Source organism: Nocardia sp. NPDC058658, from assembly GCF_042716665.1.
In the GTDB taxonomy this organism is placed as follows: Bacteria; Actinomycetota; Actinomycetes; order Mycobacteriales; family Mycobacteriaceae; genus Nocardia.
Window position 1 is genome coordinate 47,629 of the sequence record NZ_JBHXRR010000023.1, and the last position, 22,522, is coordinate 70,150.

Annotated in this window: 25 protein-coding genes; 12 read left to right on the plus strand and 13 right to left on the minus strand. The window is 66.3% G+C overall.

Going from position 1 to position 22,522, the window contains the following annotated elements; translation table 11 throughout:
• Positions 1-45 precede the first annotated feature (45 nt).
• The 5 genes from ACFWUP_RS25525 to ACFWUP_RS25545 all read right to left on the minus strand — a co-directional run bounded on the left by ACFWUP_RS25525 (position 46) and on the right by ACFWUP_RS25545 (position 4,446).
• Positions 46-342: a hypothetical protein gene (locus ACFWUP_RS25525; RefSeq protein WP_379238399.1), complete on the minus strand. Its 297-nt coding sequence runs from the start codon at positions 340-342 to the stop codon at positions 46-48.
• A gap of 104 nt (positions 343-446) precedes the next feature.
• On the minus strand, positions 447-1,172 hold the full coding sequence (locus tag ACFWUP_RS25530) for an amino acid ABC transporter ATP-binding protein (RefSeq protein ID WP_379238401.1): 726 nt from the start codon (positions 1,170-1,172) through the stop codon (positions 447-449).
• 76 nt (positions 1,173-1,248) lie between these two features.
• Positions 1,249-3,030, minus strand: a complete 1,782-nt coding sequence (locus tag ACFWUP_RS25535; RefSeq protein WP_379238403.1) for an ABC transporter substrate-binding protein/permease — start codon at positions 3,028-3,030, stop codon at positions 1,249-1,251.
• A gap of 80 nt (positions 3,031-3,110) precedes the next feature.
• Entirely contained in the window at positions 3,111-3,905 is a 795-nt protein-coding gene (locus tag ACFWUP_RS25540) for an LLM class F420-dependent oxidoreductase (RefSeq protein ID WP_379238405.1), read from the minus strand.
• Between the two features lie 43 nt (positions 3,906-3,948).
• Positions 3,949-4,446 carry a hypothetical protein gene (locus ACFWUP_RS25545; RefSeq protein ID WP_379238406.1) on the minus strand — a complete coding sequence of 166 codons (498 nt, stop codon included), beginning with the start codon at positions 4,444-4,446 and terminating at the stop codon, positions 3,949-3,951.
• Positions 4,447-4,600: 154 nt separating this feature from the next.
• On the opposite strand from ACFWUP_RS25545, the gene ACFWUP_RS25550 reads away from it, so the two are divergent.
• The gene (locus ACFWUP_RS25550) at positions 4,601-5,680 is read left to right on the plus strand and encodes an ABC transporter ATP-binding protein (protein ID WP_379238408.1); all 1,080 of its coding nucleotides are present in this window, start codon (positions 4,601-4,603) and stop codon (positions 5,678-5,680) included.
• A 42-nt stretch (positions 5,681-5,722) separates the two neighbouring features.
• Here the strand turns inward: ACFWUP_RS25550 and ACFWUP_RS25555 are convergent, their stop codons facing one another.
• The 3 genes from ACFWUP_RS25555 to ACFWUP_RS25565 form a co-directional block, all read right to left on the minus strand.
• Positions 5,723-6,712, minus strand: coding sequence for a DUF3039 domain-containing protein (locus tag ACFWUP_RS25555; protein WP_379238410.1), 990 nt, complete (start codon positions 6,710-6,712; stop codon positions 5,723-5,725).
• A 24-nt stretch (positions 6,713-6,736) separates the two neighbouring features.
• Complete coding sequence (locus ACFWUP_RS25560; protein ID WP_379238412.1) at positions 6,737-7,111, minus strand: helix-turn-helix domain-containing protein; 375 nt, start codon at positions 7,109-7,111, stop codon at positions 6,737-6,739.
• Positions 7,112-7,255: 144 nt separating this feature from the next.
• On the minus strand, positions 7,256-7,765 hold the full coding sequence (locus tag ACFWUP_RS25565; protein WP_379238414.1) for a winged helix-turn-helix transcriptional regulator: 510 nt from the start codon (positions 7,763-7,765) through the stop codon (positions 7,256-7,258).
• Between the two features lie 98 nt (positions 7,766-7,863).
• On the opposite strand from ACFWUP_RS25565, the gene ACFWUP_RS25570 reads away from it, so the two are divergent.
• Entirely contained in the window at positions 7,864-9,033 is a 1,170-nt protein-coding gene (locus tag ACFWUP_RS25570; protein ID WP_379238416.1) for a thiolase family protein, read from the plus strand.
• A gap of 48 nt (positions 9,034-9,081) precedes the next feature.
• On the plus strand, positions 9,082-10,044 hold the full coding sequence (locus ACFWUP_RS25575; protein WP_379238418.1) for an o-succinylbenzoate synthase: 963 nt from the start codon (positions 9,082-9,084) through the stop codon (positions 10,042-10,044).
• A 180-nt stretch (positions 10,045-10,224) separates the two neighbouring features.
• Here ACFWUP_RS25575 and ACFWUP_RS25580 read toward each other — a convergent pair whose 3' ends face one another.
• On the minus strand, positions 10,225-10,752 hold the full coding sequence (locus tag ACFWUP_RS25580; protein WP_379238420.1) for a TIGR04338 family metallohydrolase: 528 nt from the start codon (positions 10,750-10,752) through the stop codon (positions 10,225-10,227).
• Positions 10,753-10,874: 122 nt separating this feature from the next.
• The gene (locus tag ACFWUP_RS25585) at positions 10,875-11,675 is read right to left on the minus strand and encodes a DUF2786 domain-containing protein (protein ID WP_379238507.1); all 801 of its coding nucleotides are present in this window, start codon (positions 11,673-11,675) and stop codon (positions 10,875-10,877) included.
• Between the two features lie 271 nt (positions 11,676-11,946).
• Between ACFWUP_RS25585 and ACFWUP_RS25590 the strand changes: the two genes are divergently transcribed.
• The 8 genes from ACFWUP_RS25590 (at position 11,947) to ACFWUP_RS25625 (ending at position 19,309) form a co-directional block, all read left to right on the plus strand.
• Entirely contained in the window at positions 11,947-13,224 is a 1,278-nt protein-coding gene (locus ACFWUP_RS25590; protein WP_379238422.1) for an ABC transporter substrate-binding protein, read from the plus strand.
• 45 nt (positions 13,225-13,269) lie between these two features.
• The gene (locus ACFWUP_RS25595; protein ID WP_379238424.1) at positions 13,270-14,247 is read left to right on the plus strand and encodes a carbohydrate ABC transporter permease; all 978 of its coding nucleotides are present in this window, start codon (positions 13,270-13,272) and stop codon (positions 14,245-14,247) included.
• Positions 14,247-15,140, plus strand: a complete 894-nt coding sequence (locus ACFWUP_RS25600) for a carbohydrate ABC transporter permease (protein WP_379238426.1) — start codon at positions 14,247-14,249, stop codon at positions 15,138-15,140. The genes ACFWUP_RS25595 and ACFWUP_RS25600 overlap by 1 nt, the downstream gene beginning before the upstream one ends.
• Positions 15,141-15,237: 97 nt before the next feature.
• Complete coding sequence (locus tag ACFWUP_RS25605; RefSeq protein ID WP_379238428.1) at positions 15,238-17,592, plus strand: transglycosylase domain-containing protein; 2,355 nt, start codon at positions 15,238-15,240, stop codon at positions 17,590-17,592.
• Positions 17,593-17,765: 173 nt separating this feature from the next.
• Complete coding sequence (locus ACFWUP_RS25610) at positions 17,766-18,221, plus strand: GyrI-like domain-containing protein (protein WP_379238430.1); 456 nt, start codon at positions 17,766-17,768, stop codon at positions 18,219-18,221.
• Positions 18,221-18,652: a GyrI-like domain-containing protein gene (locus ACFWUP_RS25615; RefSeq protein ID WP_379238432.1), complete on the plus strand. Its 432-nt coding sequence runs from the start codon at positions 18,221-18,223 to the stop codon at positions 18,650-18,652. The genes ACFWUP_RS25610 and ACFWUP_RS25615 overlap by 1 nt, the downstream gene beginning before the upstream one ends.
• Before the next feature lie 79 nt (positions 18,653-18,731).
• Entirely contained in the window at positions 18,732-18,944 is a 213-nt protein-coding gene (locus tag ACFWUP_RS25620; protein WP_379238434.1) for a toxin-antitoxin system HicB family antitoxin, read from the plus strand.
• Entirely contained in the window at positions 18,944-19,309 is a 366-nt protein-coding gene (locus tag ACFWUP_RS25625; RefSeq protein ID WP_379238436.1) for a type II toxin-antitoxin system death-on-curing family toxin, read from the plus strand. Before ACFWUP_RS25620 ends, ACFWUP_RS25625 begins: the two co-directional genes overlap by 1 nt.
• Positions 19,310-19,405: 96 nt before the next feature.
• Here the strand turns inward: ACFWUP_RS25625 and ACFWUP_RS25630 are convergent, their stop codons facing one another.
• From ACFWUP_RS25630 to ACFWUP_RS25640, 3 genes are all read right to left on the minus strand, one after another.
• Positions 19,406-20,515, minus strand: a complete 1,110-nt coding sequence (locus tag ACFWUP_RS25630; protein WP_379238438.1) for an inositol-3-phosphate synthase — start codon at positions 20,513-20,515, stop codon at positions 19,406-19,408.
• Positions 20,508-21,065: a PadR family transcriptional regulator gene (locus ACFWUP_RS25635; RefSeq protein WP_379238509.1), complete on the minus strand. Its 558-nt coding sequence runs from the start codon at positions 21,063-21,065 to the stop codon at positions 20,508-20,510. The genes ACFWUP_RS25630 and ACFWUP_RS25635 overlap by 8 nt, the downstream gene beginning before the upstream one ends.
• Positions 21,066-21,208: 143 nt before the next feature.
• On the minus strand, positions 21,209-21,631 hold the full coding sequence (locus ACFWUP_RS25640) for a DUF1707 domain-containing protein (RefSeq protein WP_379238440.1): 423 nt from the start codon (positions 21,629-21,631) through the stop codon (positions 21,209-21,211).
• 123 nt (positions 21,632-21,754) lie between these two features.
• Here ACFWUP_RS25640 and ACFWUP_RS25645 point away from each other — a divergent pair, with 123 nt between their 5' ends.
• A complete protein-coding gene (locus ACFWUP_RS25645; protein ID WP_170112103.1) occupies positions 21,755-22,171 on the plus strand; it encodes a DUF5318 domain-containing protein in 417 nt (138 codons plus the stop codon).
• The last annotated feature ends 351 nt before the right edge of the window (positions 22,172-22,522 follow it).

The following is a 22,522-nucleotide window of genomic DNA, read 5'->3' on the forward strand; positions in this document are numbered from 1 at the left end:
AACGGGGGAACCGGCCGACCGTCGAGCCGGTAGTAATGCGGGCAGTCAGTGCTCGTCGTAGTGGTCCGCGTGGGGGGCGTGGCGGTGGCCGTCGTGGACGTAGTCGACGTGGTCGCCGTGCGGCACGGAGACGTGGCCGCAACCGGGACCGTGTTCGTGGGTGTGGGCGGTGTGCTCGACGTGTGCTGAGGTCTCGCACTCGTCGAAGTGACCCTCGTGTTCGCGGTGCAGGTGGCCGTCGTGGACGTAGTCGACGTGGTCCTGGTGCGGGACAGAGACGTGGCCGCAGGTGGGTCCGTGAACGTGGGTGTGCTGCGGGTGTTCGGCGTGCGTGGCGGTCATCGGCTCTCTCTTTCCGGTTTCCCGGCACGTGGCCGGTACTGATCGAATGGAGCTCCAAGCCCTTCCGACATTAGCAGTCGCGCATGAATAGCTGTCGGGTCCCGTCAGAGGACCTGGTCGAGGAACCGGCGCAGGCGCGGGGTCTTGGCGTCGTCGAACAGGGCGTCGGGGGTGCCGGTCTCCACGACCACGCCCTGATCCATGAACACCACACTGTCGGAGACCTCGCGCGCGAAGCCCATTTCGTGGGTCACCACGATCATCGACATGCCGCCAGAGGCGAGGTCGGCCATCAGCGCGAGCACGCCCTTGACCAGCTCCGGGTCGAGCGCGGAGGTGGCCTCGTCGAAGAACATCAGCTCCGGTTTCATGGCCAGCGCGCGGGCGATGGCCACGCGCTGCTGCTGACCACCCGACAGCGCGGCCGGCCTGGCGTCGGCCTTGTCGGCCAGGCCGACGATCTCGAGCTGCTCGATCGCCAGCGCGCGGGCTTCGTCGGCGGACAGGCCGCGCAGTTTGCGCGGGCCGAGGACGATGTTGTCGGCGACGGTCTTGTGTGGGAACAGGTTGAACTGCTGGAAGACCATGCCGATGCGCTGGCGCAGCTTGTCGGGGTTGTCCTTCAGTACCGACTTGCCGTCGAGGAGCACGTCGCCGGAATCGGGTTCGTGCAGGCGGTTGAGCACGCGCAGCAGGGTCGATTTGCCCGAGCCGGACGGGCCGATGACGGTGGTGGCGTGGCCTGCCTCGACGTGGATGTCGACACCGCGCAGGATGTGGTTGTTGCCGAGCGTGAGCTCGAGCCCGGTCCCGGTCAACGATGCACTCATGCCTCCACCTCGCTGGCGCTCGGTTCCGCCATGACTGCATAGGCAGCTGTGCTGGTCTGCCGCTCGCTACGCTCGCTCATGCGCCTCGCCCTTCTGTGATGACGGCCTGTTCGATCGGGTCGGCGGGGGTAGGTTTGCCGGTGCGCATTCGCTGGTCGATGTAGTTGACCAGGTGGGTGAGCGGGATGGTGAGCACCAGGTACATCAGGCCCGCGGCGACCAGCGGGGACAAGTTTCCGGTCTGGGCGTTGAGGTCGCGGCCCACGGCGAACAGTTCGCGCTGCGAGGCGAGCAGGCCGAGGAAGTAGATCAGCGACGAGTCCTTGATCAGCGCGATGAACTGGTTCATCAGCGCGGGCAGCACCCGTCGCACACCCTGCGGGATCACCACCAACGTCATGGCCTGGCGGTAACCGAAACCGATGGCGCGCGCGGCTTCGAGCTGGCCCGGCTCCACCGACTGGATGCCGGAGCGGAAGATCTCACCGATATAGGCCGACGACAGCAGCGCGAGTGCGACCGCGCCGAGCCAGTACGGGTTGCCGCCGGTGATATTGCGGACCACCGGGCCGATGCCGAGGCCGATCAGCAGGATGATCACCACGGCGGGCAGGCCGCGGAAGATGTCGGTGTAGACGCGGGCGGGCCAGCGCAACCAGCGGGTTCTCGAGATGCCCATCACCGCGAGGAGCATGCCGATCACGGTGCCGAGAATGCCCGAAACCAGCGCCAGGATCAGGGTGTTCGGCAGGCCGGTCTTGATCAGATCGGGGAAGGCCTGGCGGTACAGCGACCAGTCGAAGAAGGTGTCCTTCAACTGCTGCAGGGTCGACTTCTGCGCGACTTGCTCTGTCTCCGGTGCCTTTTCGGCTGCCAGCGCTTTGAAGTCCGGAAGTTGTGGTGCCGGTGCGGCTTTCGAGCCGGGCTTCCAGCCGGGCGGGAGTTCGCGGGGCACCCAGTCGGCGTAGAGGCGGGCGTAGGTACCGTCGGCGATCACCGCGTCGAGGCCGGAGTTGAGCGCGTCGATCAGCGGCTGGTTGTTCTTGGCGACCGCGTAGCCGACGAAGTTGTCGAGGCTGAAGGTGTTCTGCGAGACCACGATTCCGTCGCCGGGCTTGATCGCACCCTCGGCCTGCGCGGACGGAGCGACCCACGCGTCGACCTGGCCGGACTTCAGATTCGCGTAAGCGGTGTTGTAGTCGGGGAACTTCACCGGGTCCAGCTTCAGCTGGTTCACCACGAACTCGTCCTGCACGGTGCCCTGCACCACCGCGATGCGCGAGCTGCCGGTCAGGTCGCCGAAGCCCTTGATCGCGCTGTTCTGCGGGACGACCAGGGAGAAGTAGCCGAAGTCGTAGCCGTTGGTGAAGCCGACCAGTTCGCGGCGAGCGTCGGTGGTGGTGATGTTGGACGAACCCACATCGAAGCGCTTGCCCGACACCTGGGCGAGCAGGCCGGCGAACTCGGTGCCCGAGAACTCCACGCGCAGACCGAGTTTCGCCGCCATCGCGGCGAGGAGTTCGTTGTCGAAGCCGGTGAACGAGCCCTGGCCGTTGACGCAGATGCTCGGCGGGGCGTCGGAGAGGGTGCCGACGCTCAGGACGCCCGGGTTGAGCAGGCCGAGTTTCGAGGTGTCGATCTGCTCGACCGGTGCGGTGGTCGCCGTGGTGTAGCGGTCGGGGCCCGCGGTCTCGCCGGCGGCGAGGTTGGCAGGGGCGGCGGCCGCCGCTGACGGACCGGGTGGCGAACAGAGGTCGCGTGCGGTGCTGCTGTCGGAGCCACCACCGCAACCGGTCGCGGCGACGCCGACGAGGAGCAAGAGGGCGGCGATCCGCGCCTTGGTTCGTACACCTGCCATGGCGATAAACCCTAGCCGCAACCTTGCGAATCGAAGGTTACGCAGCGCGGCGGTATGACGCAGCTCCTAGCGGAAGGGGCTTACGCGAGGCCCTCCAGCACTTCCGGGTTCACGTCGTCGCGCCATTCGATCGCGCGACGCACCTCCGTGAGGTCGTAGTCAGGGCCGGAGACGCCGACGGTGAACAGCGTGACGCCGGCGTCGTGCAGCGCCTTCGCCTCGTCACGACCCTGCCACTGCACCGAGCGTTCGATCCGCGACTCGTCGGTCCCGACGGCCGCCGCGTGCTCGGCCAGCACCTTGTTCTTGTGCGCGAGCGTCGACACATCGGCGAAGGAATGCCAGATGTCGGCGTACTCGGCGACCAGCCGCAACGTCTTGCGCTCACCACCACCGCCGATGAGAATCGGGATCTGTCTGACCGGCGGCGGATTCAGCTTCGCCAGCCGCGCCGTGATGCGAGACATGCTGTCCTTCAACAACTTCAGCCTGCTGCCCGGCGTGCCGAACTCATAGCCGTACTCGTCGTAATCACGCTCGAACCAGCCCGCACCGATCCCCAGGATCAGCCTGCCGCCACTGATGTTGTCCACCGTGCGCGCCATATCGGCCAGCAGATCCGGATTCCGGTACCCGCCGCCGGTGACCAGCGCGCCGAGTTCCACCCGCTCGGTCTGCTCGGCCCAAGCCCCGAGCATCGTCCAGCATTCGAAGTGCGCGCCCGCCGGATCACCCGTGAGCGGAAAGAAGTGATCCCAGTTGAACACGATGTCCACCCCGGCCTCTTCGGCCCGCAACACCGCATCGCGAATCAGCCCGTAATCAGGCGCATGCTGTGGCTGAAGCTGAACTCCGATACGCACCGGACGACTCATACCGTTAGCTCCTCGAGGGCTCGGATCGACTCCGCGACCGAGGCTACCCGGAGCTCGCGGGGGTCGCACGGTCCTGCGGTGCGATGGGCCCGGCGCCCTCGTCGCGGGTGCGTGCGGCTGCGACAACCCGCCAGGCGGCGTAGAGGCTGACCAGGATGACCAGCGCATAGGGCACCGCGAACACAAGCGCTTCTGCAATCGACAAGCGCGGGGTCATCCGCGGTTGATCATCGAGGCTGTTGCGGGCGTCATCGAGCCCGCCGGTGATCAGCAATGCGGCCGCGGCCGCGCTCAGCAGCAGCCCGATGAAGGTGATGACTGCGCCGGAGCGGCGCGGGAGCAAGGCGGCACCGACCAGCGGCGCGCAGATTCCAGGCAGGAAAAAGACGATCCCCAGGATCAGGACGAACAACCAGTTCCAGGCGATGTCGGCGCCCGTTCCGGTGATCGCGTCCACCACGTATGCCACACCGACGACGACCAGCGGAAAAACGATCGGCGATACGGCCGAGACGACAACCCAGGTTCTGACTTTCCGCATGATCGAGGATTGCACAAGCGCGGCTCGACAGCCGGTGTGCAGGTCCCTCGCCTGGCGTCGCGGGGGCGGCTAATGTGATGGCGCTCGTACCGAATAAGAACCCGTACTCGGATCGTCCGGCACGTTCCTGCCGGGATGGGATGTTGATCTACGCATGGCTACCGTTACTTTCGACCGCGCTACCCGGCTGTACGCCGGTGCTACCAAGCCTGCGGTCGACGCATTGGATCTCGAGATCGCCGATGGCGAATTCCTGGTGCTCGTCGGACCCTCGGGGTGCGGCAAATCGACCTCGCTGCGGATGTTGGCTGGGCTCGAGGAGGTGAACTCGGGGTGCATTCGGATCGGCGAGAAGGATGTGACCAACGCCGAGCCCAAGGATCGCGATATCGCGATGGTGTTCCAGAACTACGCGCTGTACCCGCACATGTCGGTCGCGGAGAACATGGGGTTCGCGCTGAAGCTGGCCAAGGTGTCCAAGGCCGAGCGGGACGAGCGGGTGCTCGAGGCGGCCAAGCTGCTCGACCTCGAGCAGTACCTGGATCGTAAGCCGAAGGCGCTGTCCGGTGGTCAGCGGCAGCGGGTGGCGATGGGGCGCGCGATCGTGCGGCAGCCGCGGGTGTTCCTGATGGACGAGCCGCTGTCGAACCTCGACGCCAAACTGCGCGTGCAGACCCGCACCCAGATCGCACAGTTGCAGCGGCGGCTCGGCACCACCACGGTCTACGTCACCCACGACCAGGTCGAGGCGATGACGATGGGCGACCGGGTCGCGGTCCTCAAGGACGGCCTGCTCCAGCAGTGCGCCTCCCCGCGCGACCTCTACCGCGACCCGGCAAACATGTTCGTCGCCGGTTTCATGGGTTCGCCCGCGATGAACCTGTTCACGCTCCCCGTCAACGACGGCGCCGTCACCATCGGCGGCTACCCGGTCCGGGTGCCGCGCGCGGTGGCCGACGCGGGTGAGGGCTCCGTGGTACTCGGCATCCGCCCCGAACACCTCGAGGTGGGCAACGGCGGCCTCGAGATGGAAGTCGACGTGGTCGAGGAGCTCGGCTCCGACGCCTACGTCTACGGCCGTGCCCTCTCCGCAGGCGCCAGCGGCCAGACCGGCGAAACCATTGTGGCGCGGGTCGATTGGCGCAACCCGCCGCGCAAAGGCGATCGCCTCCGCCTGACCGCCGACCCCGAACACGTGTACTTCTTCAGCGTCGACGGCCGCCGCCTGCGCTGACTCGGATGTGCAGGCGGTACGTCGATAGTGCCGCCTGCACAGCTATTTCGGGAGAACAGCAAATCTGACGGTACATTCCGGGCAGGTGGGTAGGCGCTCATGATCTTGCATGGGAACGAAGAAGACTCCACACAGCGCGCGCGTCGCGTTTCCCTCGACGGTCGCGGCGGCAAGGTGTTCCGAGTGAACGAAATGGCTCACAGTTCCGAACTCCGGGGGCAGCAGTTCGCCGCGCTCCGCCGCTAGGCGAAGTTGCGCGGCGCGGTGCCGCGCGAACCCGCCCTCCGCGCTGGTCGCGAACGAACGTTCGAACCGATCCCAGTCCTGAGTCGGCGGCGAGATCGAGACGAGAACTCGGGTGATGAGCGACCATCCGAGCGAGCTTGCGGCAAAGCGCGCGTCGAGATCGACAACGAGCACAAACTCTTCGCAGTCGCCGGAGACGACAGTCAACTCGATCTCGCCCATCGATTCGGATCGGGCGGGGTGAGGTGCATCGAAGCGCGCAATACCTCCGCCTACGACACTTTCCAAGACTTCCCCGACGGTCGCTTGCAGTCGAAGTTCCCAGGCAGTGATCGCCCACGCCGCTGTCTCACGGCGCAACAGTCGGCGGTCGGCGTCGGTCGGCCTCAACTCCGAACCACCGGAACGCTCGACCAGCGCGTTCAACTTTTCGTAGAAGTCGTCGCCGTCCCGGTGCCCGCCTTTCGCGAGTCCGGCGACACACACCCACCGCACACCGGATTCTGGGTCGGTCCAGATTCCTGCGCGCCACTGAGCATTTCGCAATTCCTGCAGTTTGAGCGAGCCCGAACAGGCGATGATTCGTGGCGGAGGATCGTCTTGCGGGTCGTCACCGTAGAGCTGGGCTGCCTTGCGGAGCAACGGGTGCGGAAGTTCACCGAGCGGATGGAGGTCGTTCCACCGGCCCTCGTTGACGGCGCGGAAAATTCTCGGGTCGGCCCAGCCTGAGGGCAAATCCTCGGCAAGCAACCGAACGGTAGGACGTGCGCGGCGGTTGGCATCCACCGAACCATCTTGTCAGAGTCCGGATTACAGCTCGTCTGCCAGCTCTTCGATGGCATCTCGGCGGGTCTGGTCCATCTGAGCGAAGCGCTCGGCAAGCTCTCCGCGATCACGCTCGCGGGTGCGCTGGAAGGCGACCACGTCGGCGACGCGGATGCGCCGGTCGCGGCCGACACGGAACGACGGAAGCGCACCGGAATCGAGCAGTTTGTACAAATGGGTACGGCTCATACCGACGCGAGCCGCAACTTGGGTCGGCGTCAGTACATCGTCGGCGCGGAACATGGCGACGTCGATTCCGGAGTGCACGCTCGCCGTCACAGCTTCCAGCAGTTCACGCAGTTCGGATGGGCCCAGTTCGGCGACGAGCTGCTCGAGTTTTGCCAGCTGTTCGGCAGGCACACCGGTGGCATCTACCTCATGGATGGCAACCACATCGCCCCTTTCCGCAACCTGTACCGACAGAAGGCGCAGATGCCATACATGTCACAGATGACGCTACGGGCGAAAACTGGCACTGTCAATGCCGATTGCGTCGCAGGCAGGCTACTTCCGCTCGCGGGCAGCTTTTCGGTCGCGGAGGTAGTCGTCGTTGACGCGGACTGCCAGGCGTTCGAGGGGGATTTCGGTGCCGTCGGGGGTGTGGAGGCCGGCGCGGACGGGGGCGCCGGTTTCGGTGTCTGTCCGGAGCAGGGGTGGGGGGCCTGGCTGGAGGTAGGTGTCGCCCCATTGCCAGAGGGCCACTACGGCGGGGAGTAGGTCTCGGCCCATTTGGGTGAGGGTGTATTCGTGGCGGGTGCGTTTGCCTTCTTCCTGGTAGGGGCGCTTTTCCAGGAGGCCGGCGGTGGTGAGTTTGCGGAGTTGGGCCGATGCGGCGGCGTCGGTGATGCCCACCCGGCGGGCGAAGCCGTCGAAGCGGCGGGTGCCGTAGTAGGCCTCGCGCAGGATGAGCATCGCGGAGCGGGTGCCGATGAGGTCCATGGCTCTGGCGATGGAGCAGCCTTCGGTGTTCCATCTGCTCAGATCGGCCAGGGGTCCTTCCATCACGGCTGCCATGAGAGACATCATAGCCAATCTGACTTGAGTTGATGATAGTTAGGGCCTACGCTGGCTATTGTCAGCTAGAGTCAGCGTTGTCGAAAGAGGACATCCACATGCGAGACGCGGTCATCGTCGAAGCGGTACGCACCCCGATCGGGCGGGGCAAGCCGAACGGCGCACTTCACGACGTTCATCCTGTTGATCTGCTGGCGCACAGTCTGCGGGCGGTGGTCGAGCGCAGCGGGATCGACCCGGCGCTGATAGACGATGTGATCGGCGGGATCGTCACCCAGGTCGGGGAACAGGGGTCGAATATGACTCGGCGAGCCGCACTGGCGGCCGGGTATCCGGAATCCGTGCCTGCCACGACGGTGGATCGGCAGTGCGGCAGTAGTCAGCAGGCGATTCACTTTGCGGCACAGGGGGTTATCGCGGGCGCCTATGACATTGTGGTTGCGGCGGGCGTGGAATCGATGGGGCGAGTTCCCATGGGGGCCAACCTGATTGGTGCCACTGACCTATCGGGCGTTGCCTTCGCGGAGCGCTATCCCGAGGATCTCGTCCCACAGGGGATCAGTGCCGAGCTGATCGCCGCCAAGTGGGGGTTGACTCGTACTCAGCTCGACGAGTTCGCGCTCGGCAGCCATGAAAAGGCCGCTCTGGCAACCAAAGACGGCCTGTTCGCGGATGAACTCGCGCCGATCAACGGACTGAGCTCGGATGAGGGAATCAGGGTCGGCAGCACTCTCGACACCCTCGCGAAACTCGAGCCTGCTTACTACGACCCCGCGATGGCGGCACGGTTCCCGCAGATCGGCTGGGAGATCACGGCCGCCTCGGCCAGTCAGGTCAGCGACGGGAGTTCGGCGGTGCTGATCATGTCCGGCAAACGGGCCGAGCAGCTCGGGCTGCGGCCGTTGGCGCGGCTGCACAGCTTCGCCGTCGCGGGCGACGATCCGTTGCTGATGCTCACGGCGGTTATCCCGGCCACCGAGAAGGTGCTGCGGCGGGCCGGTCTCGAGATCGGTGACATCGACCTGTTCGAGATCAACGAGGCGTTTTCGCCGGTTGTGCTGGCGTGGGCGGAGGAGACCGGGGTGGATATGAGCCGGGTCAATGTCAACGGCGGGGCGATCGCGCTCGGGCATCCGCTCGGTGCGTCCGGTGCGCGGTTGATGACGACGCTGGTCCACGCCATGCGACAGCGTGGGGCGCGCTACGGATTGCAGACGATGTGCGAAGCGGGCGGACTCGCCAACGCCACCGTCATCGAACGCCTCTGAAACCGACAGGTCGGTGCTCGCCTGCTCGATCGCTCTACGATTGGCCAGGTGAGCGCCGACCTGTTTGTGTATGCGATACCGCTGCGAACGCGGTTTCGGGGGATCACTGTGCGCGAGGGGATGTTGATTCGCGGGGAGTTGGGGTGGGGGGAGTTCTGTGCGTTTCCCGAGTATGACGATCGGGAGGCTGCTGGGTGGTTGGCTACTGCTGTTGAGCAGGTGACGGTGGGGTGGCCCGCGCCGGTGCGGGATCGTATTCCGGTGAATTGCACGGTGCCCGCGGTGGATGCCGTGCGGGCCGGGCGAATTGTTCGGGAATCCGGTTGCGCCACAGCGAAAGTGAAAGTGGCCGATCACCCTGACTCGTTGGCCGAGGATGTGGCGCGGGTGGCGGCGGTGCGGGAAGCGATCGGCGAATCGGGCGCCGTTCGGGTCGACGCCAATGCGGTGTGGGACGTCGAGACGGCCGTTCGGCATATCGGGGAGATCGATAGGGCCGCCGGTGGTTTGGAGTATGTAGAACAGCCTTGTCGGACCATCGAGGAATTGGCGGAGGTTCGGGCGCGGGTTTCGGTGCCGATCGCCGCTGACGAGTCGATTCGGCGGGCCGAGGATCCGATGCGGGTCGCGATGGCGGGGGCGGCGGATGTGGCGGTGCTCAAGTGCACGCCGTTGGGTGGGGTGCGGCGGGCGTTGGCGGTGGCGGGGGCGGCGGGGCTGCCTACGGTTGTGTCGTCGGCACTCGAGACCAGCGTCGGGTTGTCCGCGCAGTTGGCGCTGGCAGGGGCGTTGCCCGAGCTCGAATTCGCTTGTGGATTGGGCACACTCGCGCTGTTCGAAGGCGATCTGGTCGCGGAATCGCTGTTGCCGGTGGACGGGTGGTTGCCGGTACCGACCGCGCCGCCGGAGCCCGATCCTTTGTTGCTCGACAAGTACCGCCACCCCGACCCCGACCGGGTCGACTGGTGGTTGCGCCGCTACGAGCGGGTCAGCACCCTACTCAACGGGTAATCCCCAGGAAGTCTTTACCAAAGGGGCCCGCCCCGATCTGGACTGACCGGAGGGTGCGACGAAGGAGTACCCGCAGGGAGGGAAGATCGGGGCCCTCCGGGGCCCCGCTCGAGCGCGCCAGCGCTCCAAAAACACAGCCTCAAACCACCCGGGACGGCAAACCCCGAGAGTCGACCCCAGCTAACCGAACCCGACACCGCAGCCGGCAAATGTCGTTCGGATCAACAATGCGGCTTCCGGGCCGATGATGCCGTCGACCAATTCGACATAGCGGGTACAGAATTCGGGACCGTGTGGGGCTTCGGCGGAATCGGGCGACAAATGGTGGGCGAGTTCGTGCAGGACGACGAGTTCACGCAGTGCCCAGGCAGTCGAACCAGTGTGCAGAGGCACAGCCAGCACAGCGTTCGCGGGCTCGTAGTGCGCCGCCGCCGCTCCACCGCGAGCGCGGACCCGAACCGGCACCGCGGCCCGCTCCCAATGCGCGCGAACCCAATTCAGTGCCAGCACCTTGTCGACGTAACTCTGCACCGATTCCACGGACGCGAAACGCCGCTCCACCGGCAGGGTCAGCTGCGAGCCGTAGATGTCGACCGTTCGATGCCCGAACTCCTCGGCCCGATCGAACACGCCGCGCACCAATTGCTCACCGTCGTACACCTTGGCCCGCTGACTGTCGCGCCGCGTGCCCGAATCATCTTGCGGCACGGCTTGTCCGATCGGCTGTACGCAGCCGGACTGCCCGCCGGGTGGTCGGCCCGCAATTCGTAGACACCGTGGCCCATGCGCGCCCGCGAGGCCGCGCGATTGTCATCGAAGGTTCCATGAACTCATCGGTCCGTGAGTTTTCGGCGCGCGGCGGGGAGTTCCGGGGAGGTGCCCAATCGGGCCGTGCGGCCTGCCCGGTCCCCCGCTCGGCGGGCAGCGGCGGAGTGACCGGTGGAAGTCTGTGGCCCGCGCCAGGTTCCGCGGGCTTCGGAGGTGGTCGTGTAGAAGTCGGTGAGGGCTACTTCTTTGTCGCGTAGGGCCAAGGCCGTTCCGGTCGACTCGGCGGCCGATTCCTCGGCGACCACTTCGGCTTTCACCTCGGCCAAACGGGCGCCGATGCGGGCGGCGAAGGCCATCTGGAAATTCAGCCGTGCGGTGACCCCCGCGACAGGCACCTCCACCTTGCGACGAACCGTGCGTCCGAGGCGCTTCTCGGTGACGACCTTCAGAACCGTCGCCTCGCGATACGCGCCGGATTTGATGTAGTGATCGGAAGCGCGAACCATCTGGATGAGCAGGCTCGAGTAGAGGGCTTCGCAGGTGTCGATATCGGCGGCGAAGCCGTAGGCGTAGACCTGGGCCGAGGTGCGGGCGACATCGCAGCGAACATCGTTGGCCGTCGCGATCGCCACGAACAGCTGGACGTAGGTGCGCAAGCCTTTTCGGCCTGGTTCGCCGATCGGGATGATCCGCTGCACCGGCGCCGACCTGCGCTCGCGCGAGGCGACATGGGAGCGCGCCACCGCCAGATCGATCGAGGATTTCGTCGCCAGGCGCTGGGCGGCGGCGAGGAAGGCCTCGGCCTCGTGGGCGTTGTCGGTGGACTCGGCCTTGCGCAGCAAACCACCGATGCGGGTGAGCATCCGATCAGGCATAGCGGCGGGCGAAGGACTTGTCACAAGCAATGACCCTAAGCCACCCCACTGACACCAAAACTGTGTAAGTCTTTGCCCGTTCTCGGCCGCCTCGATCTGGACTGACCGAAGGGTGCGACGAAGGAGTGCCCGTAGGGAGGGAAGATCGAGTCCTCAGGGCCGAGAACACGCGGGCCCCGGCCCGCCACAGATACTGTATGTTGCCTTGTGCACCGGACTGGTGTGCTGCTGCTCACGTCTTGACCCTGGAGTGTCCGCGATGGCCTTGAAGTTTGTCCCGAGAGCGACGATGGCGGCTGCCTCGATCGCCCTGCTCACCGCAACGTTCGCCAGTGGATGCTCGAGTGACGAGGGTGGGAACGCGCTCGACCAGAACCTGACCGGCCGCGGCCCGATCACCTACGTCGAGGGCAAGGACACCACCGAAACCGGTGTGGTGCGACAGCTCATCGACCGCTGGAACGCCGCGCACCCGAACGAGCAGGTGACGTTCAAGGAGCAGTCGGCCGACGGCACCCAGCAGCACGACGACCTCGCCGAGCACTTCCGCGCCAAGCAGGACGGCTACGACGTCGTCGCCCTCGACGTGCCGAACACCGCCGAGTTCGCGGCCAAGGGCTGGATCCAGCCGCTCGAGGGCAGTTTCGCGATCGACACCGCGCCGCTGCTCGCGCCGACCGTGGCCAGCGCCACCTACAACGGCAAGCTGTACGCGGCCCCGAAGAACACCAACGGCGGCCTGCTGTACTACCGCAAGGACCTGGTGCCCAACCCGCCCAAGACCTGGACCGAGATGCTCGGCCAGTGCCAGGTGGCCCGCGACAACAACATGGGTTGCTACGCCGGTCAGCTCGCCCCCTACGAGGGCCTGACCGTGAACACCTCCGAGGTCATCAACGCCTTCGGCGGCAGCTTCGTCGGCGCCGACGGCAAGACCCCCACCGTGAACAGCCCGGAGTCGAAGGCCGGCCTGAAGGTCCTCGTCGACGCCTACAAGAACGGTGATATCCCCCAACAGGCCATCACCTACAAGGAAGGCGAGAGCGCCAGCGCGTTCGAGGAGGGCAAGCTGCTGTTCCTGCGCAACTGGCCCTACCTGTACGGCCAGGCCAACGCCGACGGCTCCGCGGTGAAGGACAAGTTCGGTGTCACCCCGCTGCCGGGCAACACCGGCGTCGGCGCCTCGGCCCTCGGTGGTTACAACGCCGCGATCAGCGCGTTCAGCAAGAACAAGGCCACCGCCGCCGACTTCGTGCGCTACCTGATCAGCGAAGAGGCGCAGCAGATCATCGCCTCGGGTGCGCTGCCCTCGGTGCGCACCTCGCTCTACGACGACCCGGCCCTGATCGCGAAGATGCCGTACCTGCCCGCGCTGAAGGAGTCCATCGCCAGCGCGGTGCCGCGTCCGGTCACGCCGTTCTATCCCGCGGTGTCGAAGGCCATCCAGGACAACGCTTATGCTGCACTGACCGGTGCCAAGTCCGTCGACGACGCAGTCGCGGGCATGCAAAAGGGCATCGAGACCGCCGGTTCGTAGCGGTACGCGCAGCGGACCCGACCAGACCGTAGGAGAGTAGTAACGGTGTCGGATCCTTCGGGAGCCAAGCAGCGCGGGCTAGCGCTGCACCTGCGACAATCCGGCAAGGCGTGGCTGTTCGTCGCGCCTGTGCTCGTCGCACTGGCCGTGGTCATCGGTTATCCGGTGGTCGAGGCGATCTGGATGTCCACGCAAAAGGACTCCGGCATCGACCCGGCCACCGGGATGTTCGTCGAGGGCGGCGGCGCCGGTTTCAGCAACTACACGCACTGGCTGATGCAGCAGTGCGGGTCGCTGATGGGCACGGTGTCGTGCCCCACCGGCACGCTCGGCTCGCAGTTCTGGTCGGCGGTCGGAATCACCCTGTTCTTCACCGTGATCACGGTGTCGCTGGAGGCCCTGCTGGGTCTCGGCATGGCCATGGTGATGGGCAAGACCTTCCGCGGCCGGGCGATGTTGCGTGCCGCCGTGCTGATCCCGTGGGCGATTCCCACCGCCGTCACCGCGCGGTTGTGGGAGTTCATGTTCCAGTACGACGGTGTCGTGAACCGGGTGCTCGGCACGCACATCCTGTGGACCTCGGATGTGTGGGCCTCGCGGTTCGCGGTGATCGCGGCCGACGTGTGGAAGACCACGCCGTTCATGGCGCTGCTGATTCTGGCCGGGCTGCAAGTGATTCCGGCCGATGTGTACGAGGCGGCCAAGGTCGACGGCGCGTCGGCCTGGCAGCGGTTCCTGCACATCACGCTGCCGCTGCTCAAGCCCGCGCTGCTGGTCGCGGTGCTGTTCCGCACGATGGACGCGCTGCGCATGTACGACCTGCCCGCGATCATGACCGGCGCGAACCCGGCGACCAACACGCTGTCGATCCTGGTGGTCGAGCAGGTGCGCCAAGGTCCCAACAGCGCCGCGGCACTGTCGGTGATCACGTTCCTGCTCGTCTTCGGTATCGCGTTCGTGCTGGTGAAGGTGCTCGGCGCCAATGCTGTTCGCACGCAGGAAGAACAGCGGAAGGCGAACTGATGAGCATCTCGATGACGAAAGAAGCCGAGTCGAATCCGCTTCCGGTGCAGCCGGTTTCGTGGCGCAAGCGGCTCGGCACGGTGCGGCTCTACCTCGGTGTCGCGATCGTGCTGATCTGGGGTCTCGGACCGTTCTACTGGATGGCCGTTGTCGCGTTCCGCGACCCGGCCCACACCTTCGACAGCACCCCGTGGCCCACCCACGTGACGCTGGAGAACTTCCGCAACGCCTTCGACACCAGCCGCGGCAACAACTTCGGCAGGGCGATCCTCAACAGTGTGATCATCGGTTCGGTGACCACCGCCGTGGCGCTGATTCTCGGCGTGCTGGCGGCCTACGCGCTGGCGCGGATGACCTTCGCGGGCAAGTACCTGATCTCGGGGCTGATCCTGTCGGCGTCGATGTTCCCGGCCGTGGTGCTGGTGACGCCGCTGTTCCAGCTGTTCACCGATCTGGGCTGGATCGGCGAGTACCAGGCGATGATCATCCCGAACATCTCGTTCGTGCTGCCGATGACGGTCTACATCCTGGCCTCGTTCTTCGCCGAACTGCCGTGGGAACTCGAAGAAGCCGCGCGCATCGACGGTGCGAGCAAGTTCCAGGCGTTCCGGTTGATCATGCTGCCGCTGGCCGCGCCCGCGGTGTTCACCACCGCGATCCTGGCGTTCATCGCCTCGATCAACGAGTACCTGCTGGCCCGGCTGCTCTCGGGCGACGACACCAAACCGGTGACGGTCGCCATCGCGAGCTTCTCCGGCAACGACCCGCTGGTGCAGCCGTACGCGGCGATCATGGCGGCGGGCGTGATCGTCACCGTGCCGCTGGTGATCATGGTGCTGATCTTCCAGCGTCGCATCATCTCCGGTCTCACCGCGGGCGGCGTCAAGAGCTGACCTGCCGGGTTCTTGACCCACTGCCGGGTAGAGTCGCCTGCACCGATATCGACATCGGTGCGGGCGATTGTTCTCCCTCGCTCCGAAAGGAGATGGTGTGGCCTCCCAGCGCGGGCGAGGGCGTTCCGACGAGGACGTGCCGTATACCTCGATTGCGGGGTTCCGCGATCCGCTGGCGAGCCACAAGGAGCCGGTCAAGGGGGCAGCGCGCCGAGCGCAGGCAGCCCGACTCGCCGCCACCGACCACCCCGATGACAAGGCCACGGCGCGACGGGAACAGGCCGCCCGGTCGGCCGCCACCGATTCCGACAAGGGTGCGGCGCGGCGGGAACAATCCGCGCGGCTCGATACCGATCGCAAGCCGCGCACCAGGGGGCAACGCATCCGGCGCTTGCTGCTCGCGCTGTTCCTGATCTTCGTATGTGTGCCCGCGCTGCTGTTCGTGGCCGTGTACTGGAGTTCGGAGATCCCCGAACCGGCCGAGGTCGCGGTCGAACAACCCGCCACCGTGCTGGCTTCCGACGGCACCACCGTGTTGACGAAATTCATTCCACCACAGGGCAATCGGATTCCCATCCCGCTCACGGACGTGCCGTATCCCGTGCGTGACGCCGTGCTCGCGGCCGAGGATCGCACCTTCTACACCAACGCCGGCTACTCGACCAGCGGCTTCCTGCGTGCCGCCCGCGACAACGTGACCGGGCAGGACAATGCCGGCGGCGGTTCGACGATCACCCAGCAGTATGTGAAGAACGCCTTCCTCAGCTCCGAACGCACCATCACCCGCAAGATGCGGGAGCTGATCATCGCGGCGAAGATGGCGCGGCAGTGGAGCAAGGACGAGATCCTGTCCGCCTACCTCAACACCATCTACTACGGGCGCGGGGCATACGGGATCGCGGCCGCGTCGAAGGCCTATTTCGCCAAGCCGGTGCCCGAGCTGACCCTCGCCGAGGGCGCGGTGCTGGCGGCGGTGATCCGCTCCCCCTCGGTGCTCGATCCGGAGAACCACTTCGACCAGTTGCGGGCGCGCTGGCAGTACGTCCTGGACGGGATGGTCGAGATGAACGTGCTCGCGCCCGGCGATCGGGACGCGACGGTGTTCCCGCCGATCATCCCGCTCGACGAGATTCCCGGCGAAGCGGTGGCACTCGGACCCGAAGGCCATATCCGCACCCAGGTGCTGCGCGAACTGCGGGCCGCGGGCCTCGACGACGCCGACATCAACACGGGCGCACTGCAGATCACCACCACCATCGACGCCGCGGCCCAGGCCGGTGCGGTCGACTCGGTGCGCGAGCGGTTCTCCTGGCAGCCACCGGAACTGCGCTCGGCGGTGGTGTCGATCGATCCGCGCAGCGGGGCGGTGCGCGCCTACTACGGCGGCGAGGACGGCACCGGGTTCGATTTCGCGCAGGCACCGCTCCAAACCGGTTCCGCGTTCAAGGTTTTCGCGCTCGTCGCCGCCCAGCAGCAGGGCATCCCGGTGACGCGGGCGATGGACAGTTCGCCGATCACCGACCGCGGCACCGAGATCACCAATGTGGAGGGCGACTCGTGCGGGCGCTGCTCGCTGGCCGAGGCGCTCAAACGCTCGCTCAACACCAGCTTCTACCGGCTCACCATGACCATGGCCGACGGCCCGCGCTCGATCGCCGACGCCGCGCACCTGGCGGGCATCCCCGAATACATTCCGGGCGTCGAGGGTGTGAGCCTCGCCGAGCCGGACGGGTACCCGCTCAACGGGATCGTGCTCGGGCAGTACCTGGTGCGGCCGATCGATATGGCGTCGGCGTATGCGACGCTGGCCGCGTCGGGGGTCTATCGCCAGCCGTACTTCGTGCAGAAGGTGAGCACCGGCGACGGCCGGGTGCTGCTCGACCGCGGGCCGGAAACTCCTGTGGGCAGGCAACTCTCGGAACCCGAACAGCGCATCACCGCCGCCATCGCCGATGCCACCACCTCGGCGATGCTGCCGATCGCCAACTACTCCAACGGGCACGGACTCGCCGACGGCAGACAATCGGCGAGCAAGACCGGCACCACCCAGCTCGGCGAGACCAAGGACAACAAGGACGCGTGGATGGTCGGGTACACGCCCTCGCTGTCGACCGCGGTGTGGGTGGGCACCGAGCACCCACAGCCGCTGCGCAACGGTCGCGGCGGGGCCATCTGGGGTTCCGGACTGCCCGCCGACATCTGGAAGCAGACGATGGACGCCGCGCTGGCGGGGACGCCGGTCGAACAGTTCGAGGTGCAGCCGATCCCGAGCCCGCCGCTGGTGCCCTCCCCCGGTACCCGCACACCGCCGAGCGGCGGCTTCGACATCTTCGGTCCGCCGACGAACTCGCCGCGCCCCACACCGCCGCCGCTGATCATCATTCCGCCCGCGCCGACACCCGCCGTGCCCGGCGAGTTGTTCCCCGGACTCGGCGGCGAAGGGCCGCGATAGATCACGAGTTGGCGCAGCCGCACCCGACTACCCTGAGGACGTGGCAACATCGTTGCCCAGAGCGCACCCGACCAGGGGTCGGACGATCCCGGCGCGGAACCTGTCGGACCGATACGGGAGGATGTGCGGTCGGTACCGACATGCGAGGAACACTAGACATAGGGGCTACGCAGGTGGATTTCAATGTCGTTGACCGTCCTGAGACGCTGATCGCGGGCACGGTGCTCCGCAGCCCGGCGCTCGCCGTCGAGGGACCGCGCCGCGCCAAGGTGGTCGAGGCGTGGGCACACCTGCGGGCGAGGACGTTACCGGGGCCGGTCGCGACGGGCTATGTGGATTTCGCGCCGGAGATCAATTCCTACCTCACTCACATCGTCGGCTACGAGTGCAAGACTCTGGCCGACCTGCAGGTGGGCGATGTGCTCGGCCGGATTCCGGCGGGCCGCTACGCGCGCTTCGTCGCCAGTGGCGACGACCTCGGCGACACCATCGTCGGGCTGTGGCGCCAGGTGTGGGACGCCGAGGCCGCCGGTGAATTCGTGCGCGCCTATACCGGCGACTGCGAGCAGTATCCCGACGAGCGCACGGTCGAGATCTTCGTTTCGCTGACCGAGGAGAAGGACAGCTGATGGCCGTGGATTTCGAAATCGTCACTCTCGACGACGGGCTGATCGCCGGCCTCACCGTGCCGTTGACCGGCCGCGAGGTGACCGCGCGCGACCTCGACCTGGTGAATTTCACCTGGGACCGGTACCTCTCGCGCGAGAAGACCGTGCCGCGCTCGGCGGCCTACATCGGCCAGAACGATCACGCCGTGGCCGTGCTCGGCTACGAGGTGGAAGGCCTCGACGACATCGACGAAGGCGACGTACTCACCCGCATTCCCGCGGGCCGCTACGCCAAGTTCGTGGTCTCGGACAAGCCCTACGACCTACTGCGCACCGCCTGGGCCCAGGTGATCAAGGCCGAGAACGCGGGCACCATCACCCGCTCACACACCGCCGAACTCGAGCGCTACACCGGCCCGACTTCCGTCGAGGTGTACGTCTCCCTGGACTGAAGCCGACCTGGGCGAGTTCGGGTGATCCAACGCGGACTCGAACCAGGACACTTCGACCCAGTGGTGCTAAAGTGGTGCCATGGCGAATCTGAATCTGCGGTTGCCTGACGACCTGCACGCTGTTGCTGTGACCGAAGCCGAGGCGTCGCACACGTCGCTCAACAGTGCGATTTGCGACGCCCTGCGGGATTGGGTCGCCATGCGCGCACTGAGCCGCAAGGAAGATCTGATCCTGGATCAGGTGATGCGGGAGGACGCCGATCTCCTCGCACTGATTCGAGAATCCGAGTAGTGCGTCCGGAAGCCCTCATCAAGTGCAATCAGCGAGTCACCGAGGGGCGCGGTGCCATTCGAGATCTGGGCCTGGTTGCCGCGGCCGCGACACGGCCGGACCAGATCGTGCTCGGCCAACAGGCCTACCCGACACCGGAGTTGAAGGCCGCAGCGGTCTTTCAATCGGTCATCCGCGACCAGCCGTTCACCGAAGGCAACAAGATGACCGCGTGGGTCGCGGTCCGGCTCCTGCTCGGATGCTATGGCCTCGTGCCCGGAGTCACTGGCGAAGCAGTGGTCGCGCTGATCGACACGATCGTCTCGAAACAGACTGAGGTGGCTTGGATTGCGGCTCAGCTCGATGTCCAGCCGCATTCCGAATAATTGACGACGGTATCCGGGGGTGTAGGTCTCCCCGGTTCAGAAAAAAGCCGGTTGCCGCACGAAAGTTCGTGCGGCACCGGCTTTTTCGTTCAGTGATTAATCAGCACCGATGATGAACGCCTCGAGCTGCGTACGCGCGACATCGTCGGCGATCTGCACAGGCGGGGACTTCATCAGGTAGGCCGAAGCCGGAATAACCGGTCCGCCGATGCCACGGTCCTTGGCGATCTTCGCCGCACGGACAGCATCGATGATGATGCCCGCCGAGTTCGGCGAATCCCACACCTCGAGCTTGTACTCCAGGTTCAGCGGGGCGTCGCCGAAGGCGCGACCCTCGAGGCGCACGTAGGCCCACTTGCGGTCGTCGAGCCACTCCACGTAGTCCGAGGGACCGATGTGGACGTTGCGGTCGTGGACCTTGCCCGCCAGCGAACCGGTGAGGTTCGAGGTGACGGCCTGGGTCTTGGAGACCTTCTTCGACTCCAGACGCTCACGCTCGAGCATGTTCTTGAAGTCCATGTTGCCGCCGACATTGAGCTGGTAGGTGCGGTCCAGCACCACGCCGCGGTCTTCGAACAGCTTGGCCATCACGCGGTGGGTGATGGTCGCGCCGACCTGGGACTTGATGTCGTCGCCGACGATCGGGACACCGGCGTCGACGAACTTCTGCGCCCAGACCGGGTCGGAGGCGATGAAGACCGGCAGCGCGTTGACGAAGGCGACGTTCGCGTCGATCGCGCACTGCGCGTAGAACTTGTCGGCTTCTTCCGAACCCACCGGCAGGTAGGAAACCAGCACGTCGACCTTGGCATCCTTGAGCGCCTTGACCACGTCGACCGCGGGCGCCTCGGACTGCTCGATGGTCTCGGCGTAGTACTTGCCGATGCCGTCGAGGGTCGGGCCACGCAGGACCGTCACGTCGGTCGGCGGCACATCGGAGATCTTGATGGTGTTGTTCTCGCTGGCGAAGATGGCCTCGGCCAGGTCGAAGCCGACCTTCTTGGCGTCGACATCGAACGCGGCCACGAACTTCACGTCGCGCACGTGGTAGGTGCCGAACTTGACGTGCATGAGGCCGGGAACGACCTGGTTCTCGTCGGCGTCCTTGTAGTACTGCACGCCCTGCACGAGCGACGATGCGCAGTTGCCCACACCGACGATCGCGACGCGGACTTCGCCGGATCCAACCTTGTTGACATCACTCATGGCCGCTCTTTCCCTCTTTCTGTGGTGCCGCCTTCGTCGATTGCTCCGCCGCAATCAACTCGTTGAGCCAGCGCACTTCGCGCTCGCTTGATTCCAATCCGAGCTGGTGGAGCTGCTTGGTGTAGCGATCCAAAGACCCACTGGCCTTCTTGATCGCCTCCCGCAGACCCTCTCGTCGCTCCTCGACCTGACGCCGCCTGCCCTCCAGGATCCGCATTCTCGCCTCGGCGGGAGTGCGGCTGAAGAAGGCGAGGTGAACGCCGAAACCGTCATCGGTGTAGTTCTGCGGACCGGTGTCGGCAAGAAGTTCGGAGAACCGTTCCCGCCCGACCGGCGTGAGCCGGTAGACGCGGCGCGCACGGCGCGCGATCGCGCCCTCCGGAAGCTCCTCGGCGATCAACCCGTCGGCCTGCATCCTGCGCAGCGTCGGGTAGAGCGAACCGTAGGAGAAGGCCCGGAACGCCCCGAGCAGGCCCGTCAACCGCTTACGCAGCTCGTAGCCGTGCATGGGCGCGTCGAGGAGCAGGCCGAGAATCGCCAATTCGAGCACTGCCGACCTCACTCCCTGACTATGACGGCCTGACAGACCGTACGAACCTAACCGTGGATGCGAGTTCCCACTATATCGGAGCGATATAAACGGGCATAGGGGAATGACCCATATCACTGATGCGCGAAAGGTATGCGCCCAGGTCAGCGAGTGTTCGGGTGAACTGTGATCGGTTCGCCGGACGGGGCGATGGTGAAGTGGCCGGACTGTTCGGCCTCGTTCTTGACGTGGATGGTGATCTCGGGGAGACCGCCCTCGGCGTTCGACGAGAAGCGAATGCTCGCATGGGAGATCGCCCCGTCCGGGACGCGGACGGTGTCGGCGGCACCGTGCGTGACCGAGGGGCCGCCGAACACCGCGGGCGATTGCAGGTCCGCGGTGAGGCCGCTCAGTTCGCCGAGGGTCCGCGCCGTCGCGGCCCTAGCCACCCGGTCGTGGTACTCCTGAGCACCGAGTTGTCCCTCGGCGTAGGCCGCGTCAAGCATTGTCGACACCTGCGCGCGATCGATATCACGCGCTCTCGTCCCGGAATCGGCAGCTCGGGGAGCCCGCCTGGAATCAGCCATCGCCTGCGCTTGCCTCACCTGCACGAATACCCGGGACGACCCCGGTATCGGGAGTTTACGGCGAGACCGGGGATCCAGTGATGCCACCGGCGGCCGAAATCAATCCCCGCTACTCTGGTGATCGTGCGAATTCAGCGGCAGGTGGTGGACTATGCGCTCCGGCGCAGGTCCCTGCTGGCCGATGTCTACGCGGGGCGGGTCGGCGTTGCCGAGGTGTGCGACGCGAATCCGTATCTGCTCAGGGCCGCGAAGTTTCACGGCCGGGGCAGTGAGGCGACCTGCCCGATCTGTCGAAAAGAGCAGCTGACGTTGGTTTCGTGGGTGTTCGGTGACGGGCTCGGCCAAGCGGCCGGGTCGGCGCGGACGCCCGAGGAACTGATTCGGATGGCAGAGTCGAACGAGGAATTCTCGGTGCATGTCGTCGAGGTGTGTCGTTCGTGCAGCTGGAACCATCTGGTGCAGTCGTATGTACTCGGCACGGCCCCGGCGCCGGCTCGGCGACGAACGAGTTCGCGAGCACGGCGCTCTGCTGCCGAGTGATGGGCTGCCGAGTGATGGGCTGCCGAGTGATGGTGGCCACCGCGTGATGCGCCGCTGTTCGGGGTGCACCCTTTCCGCGCCGGTACTCCGGCGCGGATGTTGTGTGCCCGAACCTTACAAGTTATGGAGATCTGGTCAGTGAGTTCGCCCTACGAATCCTCCCCCCACGGCGATGATCCGCGCGGCGGCCGTCCCGCTCGGGGTGCACAACCGGGTCTCCCCCCACAGTCGGGTGATCGACCCGGTGGTCCGCCGCCGCGTCTGCCGGGGCCGAACGGTCCGCGCCCGCAGGGTGGGCCCGCGCAGGGTGGACGTCCGCCCGCGCCCGGTGGGCGTGGTCCGCAGGGGCCG

Excerpts from the sequence above, each read along its gene's own strand:
- ACFWUP_RS25525 (WP_379238399.1), bottom strand. The coding sequence starts at position 342 with ATGACCGCCACGCACGCCGAACACCCGCAGCACACCCACGTTCACGGA.
- ACFWUP_RS25530 (WP_379238401.1), bottom strand. The coding sequence starts at position 1,172 with ATGAGTGCATCGTTGACCGGGACCGGGCTCGAGCTCACGCTCGGCAAC.
- ACFWUP_RS25535 (WP_379238403.1), bottom strand. The coding sequence starts at position 3,030 with ATGGCAGGTGTACGAACCAAGGCGCGGATCGCCGCCCTCTTGCTCCTC.
- ACFWUP_RS25540 (WP_379238405.1), bottom strand. The coding sequence starts at position 3,905 with ATGAGTCGTCCGGTGCGTATCGGAGTTCAGCTTCAGCCACAGCATGCG.
- ACFWUP_RS25545 (WP_379238406.1), bottom strand. The coding sequence starts at position 4,446 with ATGCGGAAAGTCAGAACCTGGGTTGTCGTCTCGGCCGTATCGCCGATC.
- ACFWUP_RS25550 (WP_379238408.1), top strand. The coding sequence starts at position 4,601 with ATGGCTACCGTTACTTTCGACCGCGCTACCCGGCTGTACGCCGGTGCT.
- ACFWUP_RS25565 (WP_379238414.1), bottom strand. The coding sequence starts at position 7,765 with ATGGCAGCCGTGATGGAAGGACCCCTGGCCGATCTGAGCAGATGGAAC.
- ACFWUP_RS25570 (WP_379238416.1), top strand. The coding sequence starts at position 7,864 with ATGCGAGACGCGGTCATCGTCGAAGCGGTACGCACCCCGATCGGGCGG.
- ACFWUP_RS25585 (WP_379238507.1), bottom strand. The coding sequence starts at position 11,675 with ATGCTCACCCGCATCGGTGGTTTGCTGCGCAAGGCCGAGTCCACCGAC.
- ACFWUP_RS25590 (WP_379238422.1), top strand. The coding sequence starts at position 11,947 with ATGGCCTTGAAGTTTGTCCCGAGAGCGACGATGGCGGCTGCCTCGATC.
- ACFWUP_RS25600 (WP_379238426.1), top strand. The coding sequence starts at position 14,247 with ATGAGCATCTCGATGACGAAAGAAGCCGAGTCGAATCCGCTTCCGGTG.
- ACFWUP_RS25615 (WP_379238432.1), top strand. The coding sequence starts at position 18,221 with ATGGCCGTGGATTTCGAAATCGTCACTCTCGACGACGGGCTGATCGCC.
- ACFWUP_RS25620 (WP_379238434.1), top strand. The coding sequence starts at position 18,732 with ATGGCGAATCTGAATCTGCGGTTGCCTGACGACCTGCACGCTGTTGCT.
- ACFWUP_RS25630 (WP_379238438.1), bottom strand. The coding sequence starts at position 20,515 with ATGAGTGATGTCAACAAGGTTGGATCCGGCGAAGTCCGCGTCGCGATC.
- ACFWUP_RS25640 (WP_379238440.1), bottom strand. The coding sequence starts at position 21,631 with ATGGCTGATTCCAGGCGGGCTCCCCGAGCTGCCGATTCCGGGACGAGA.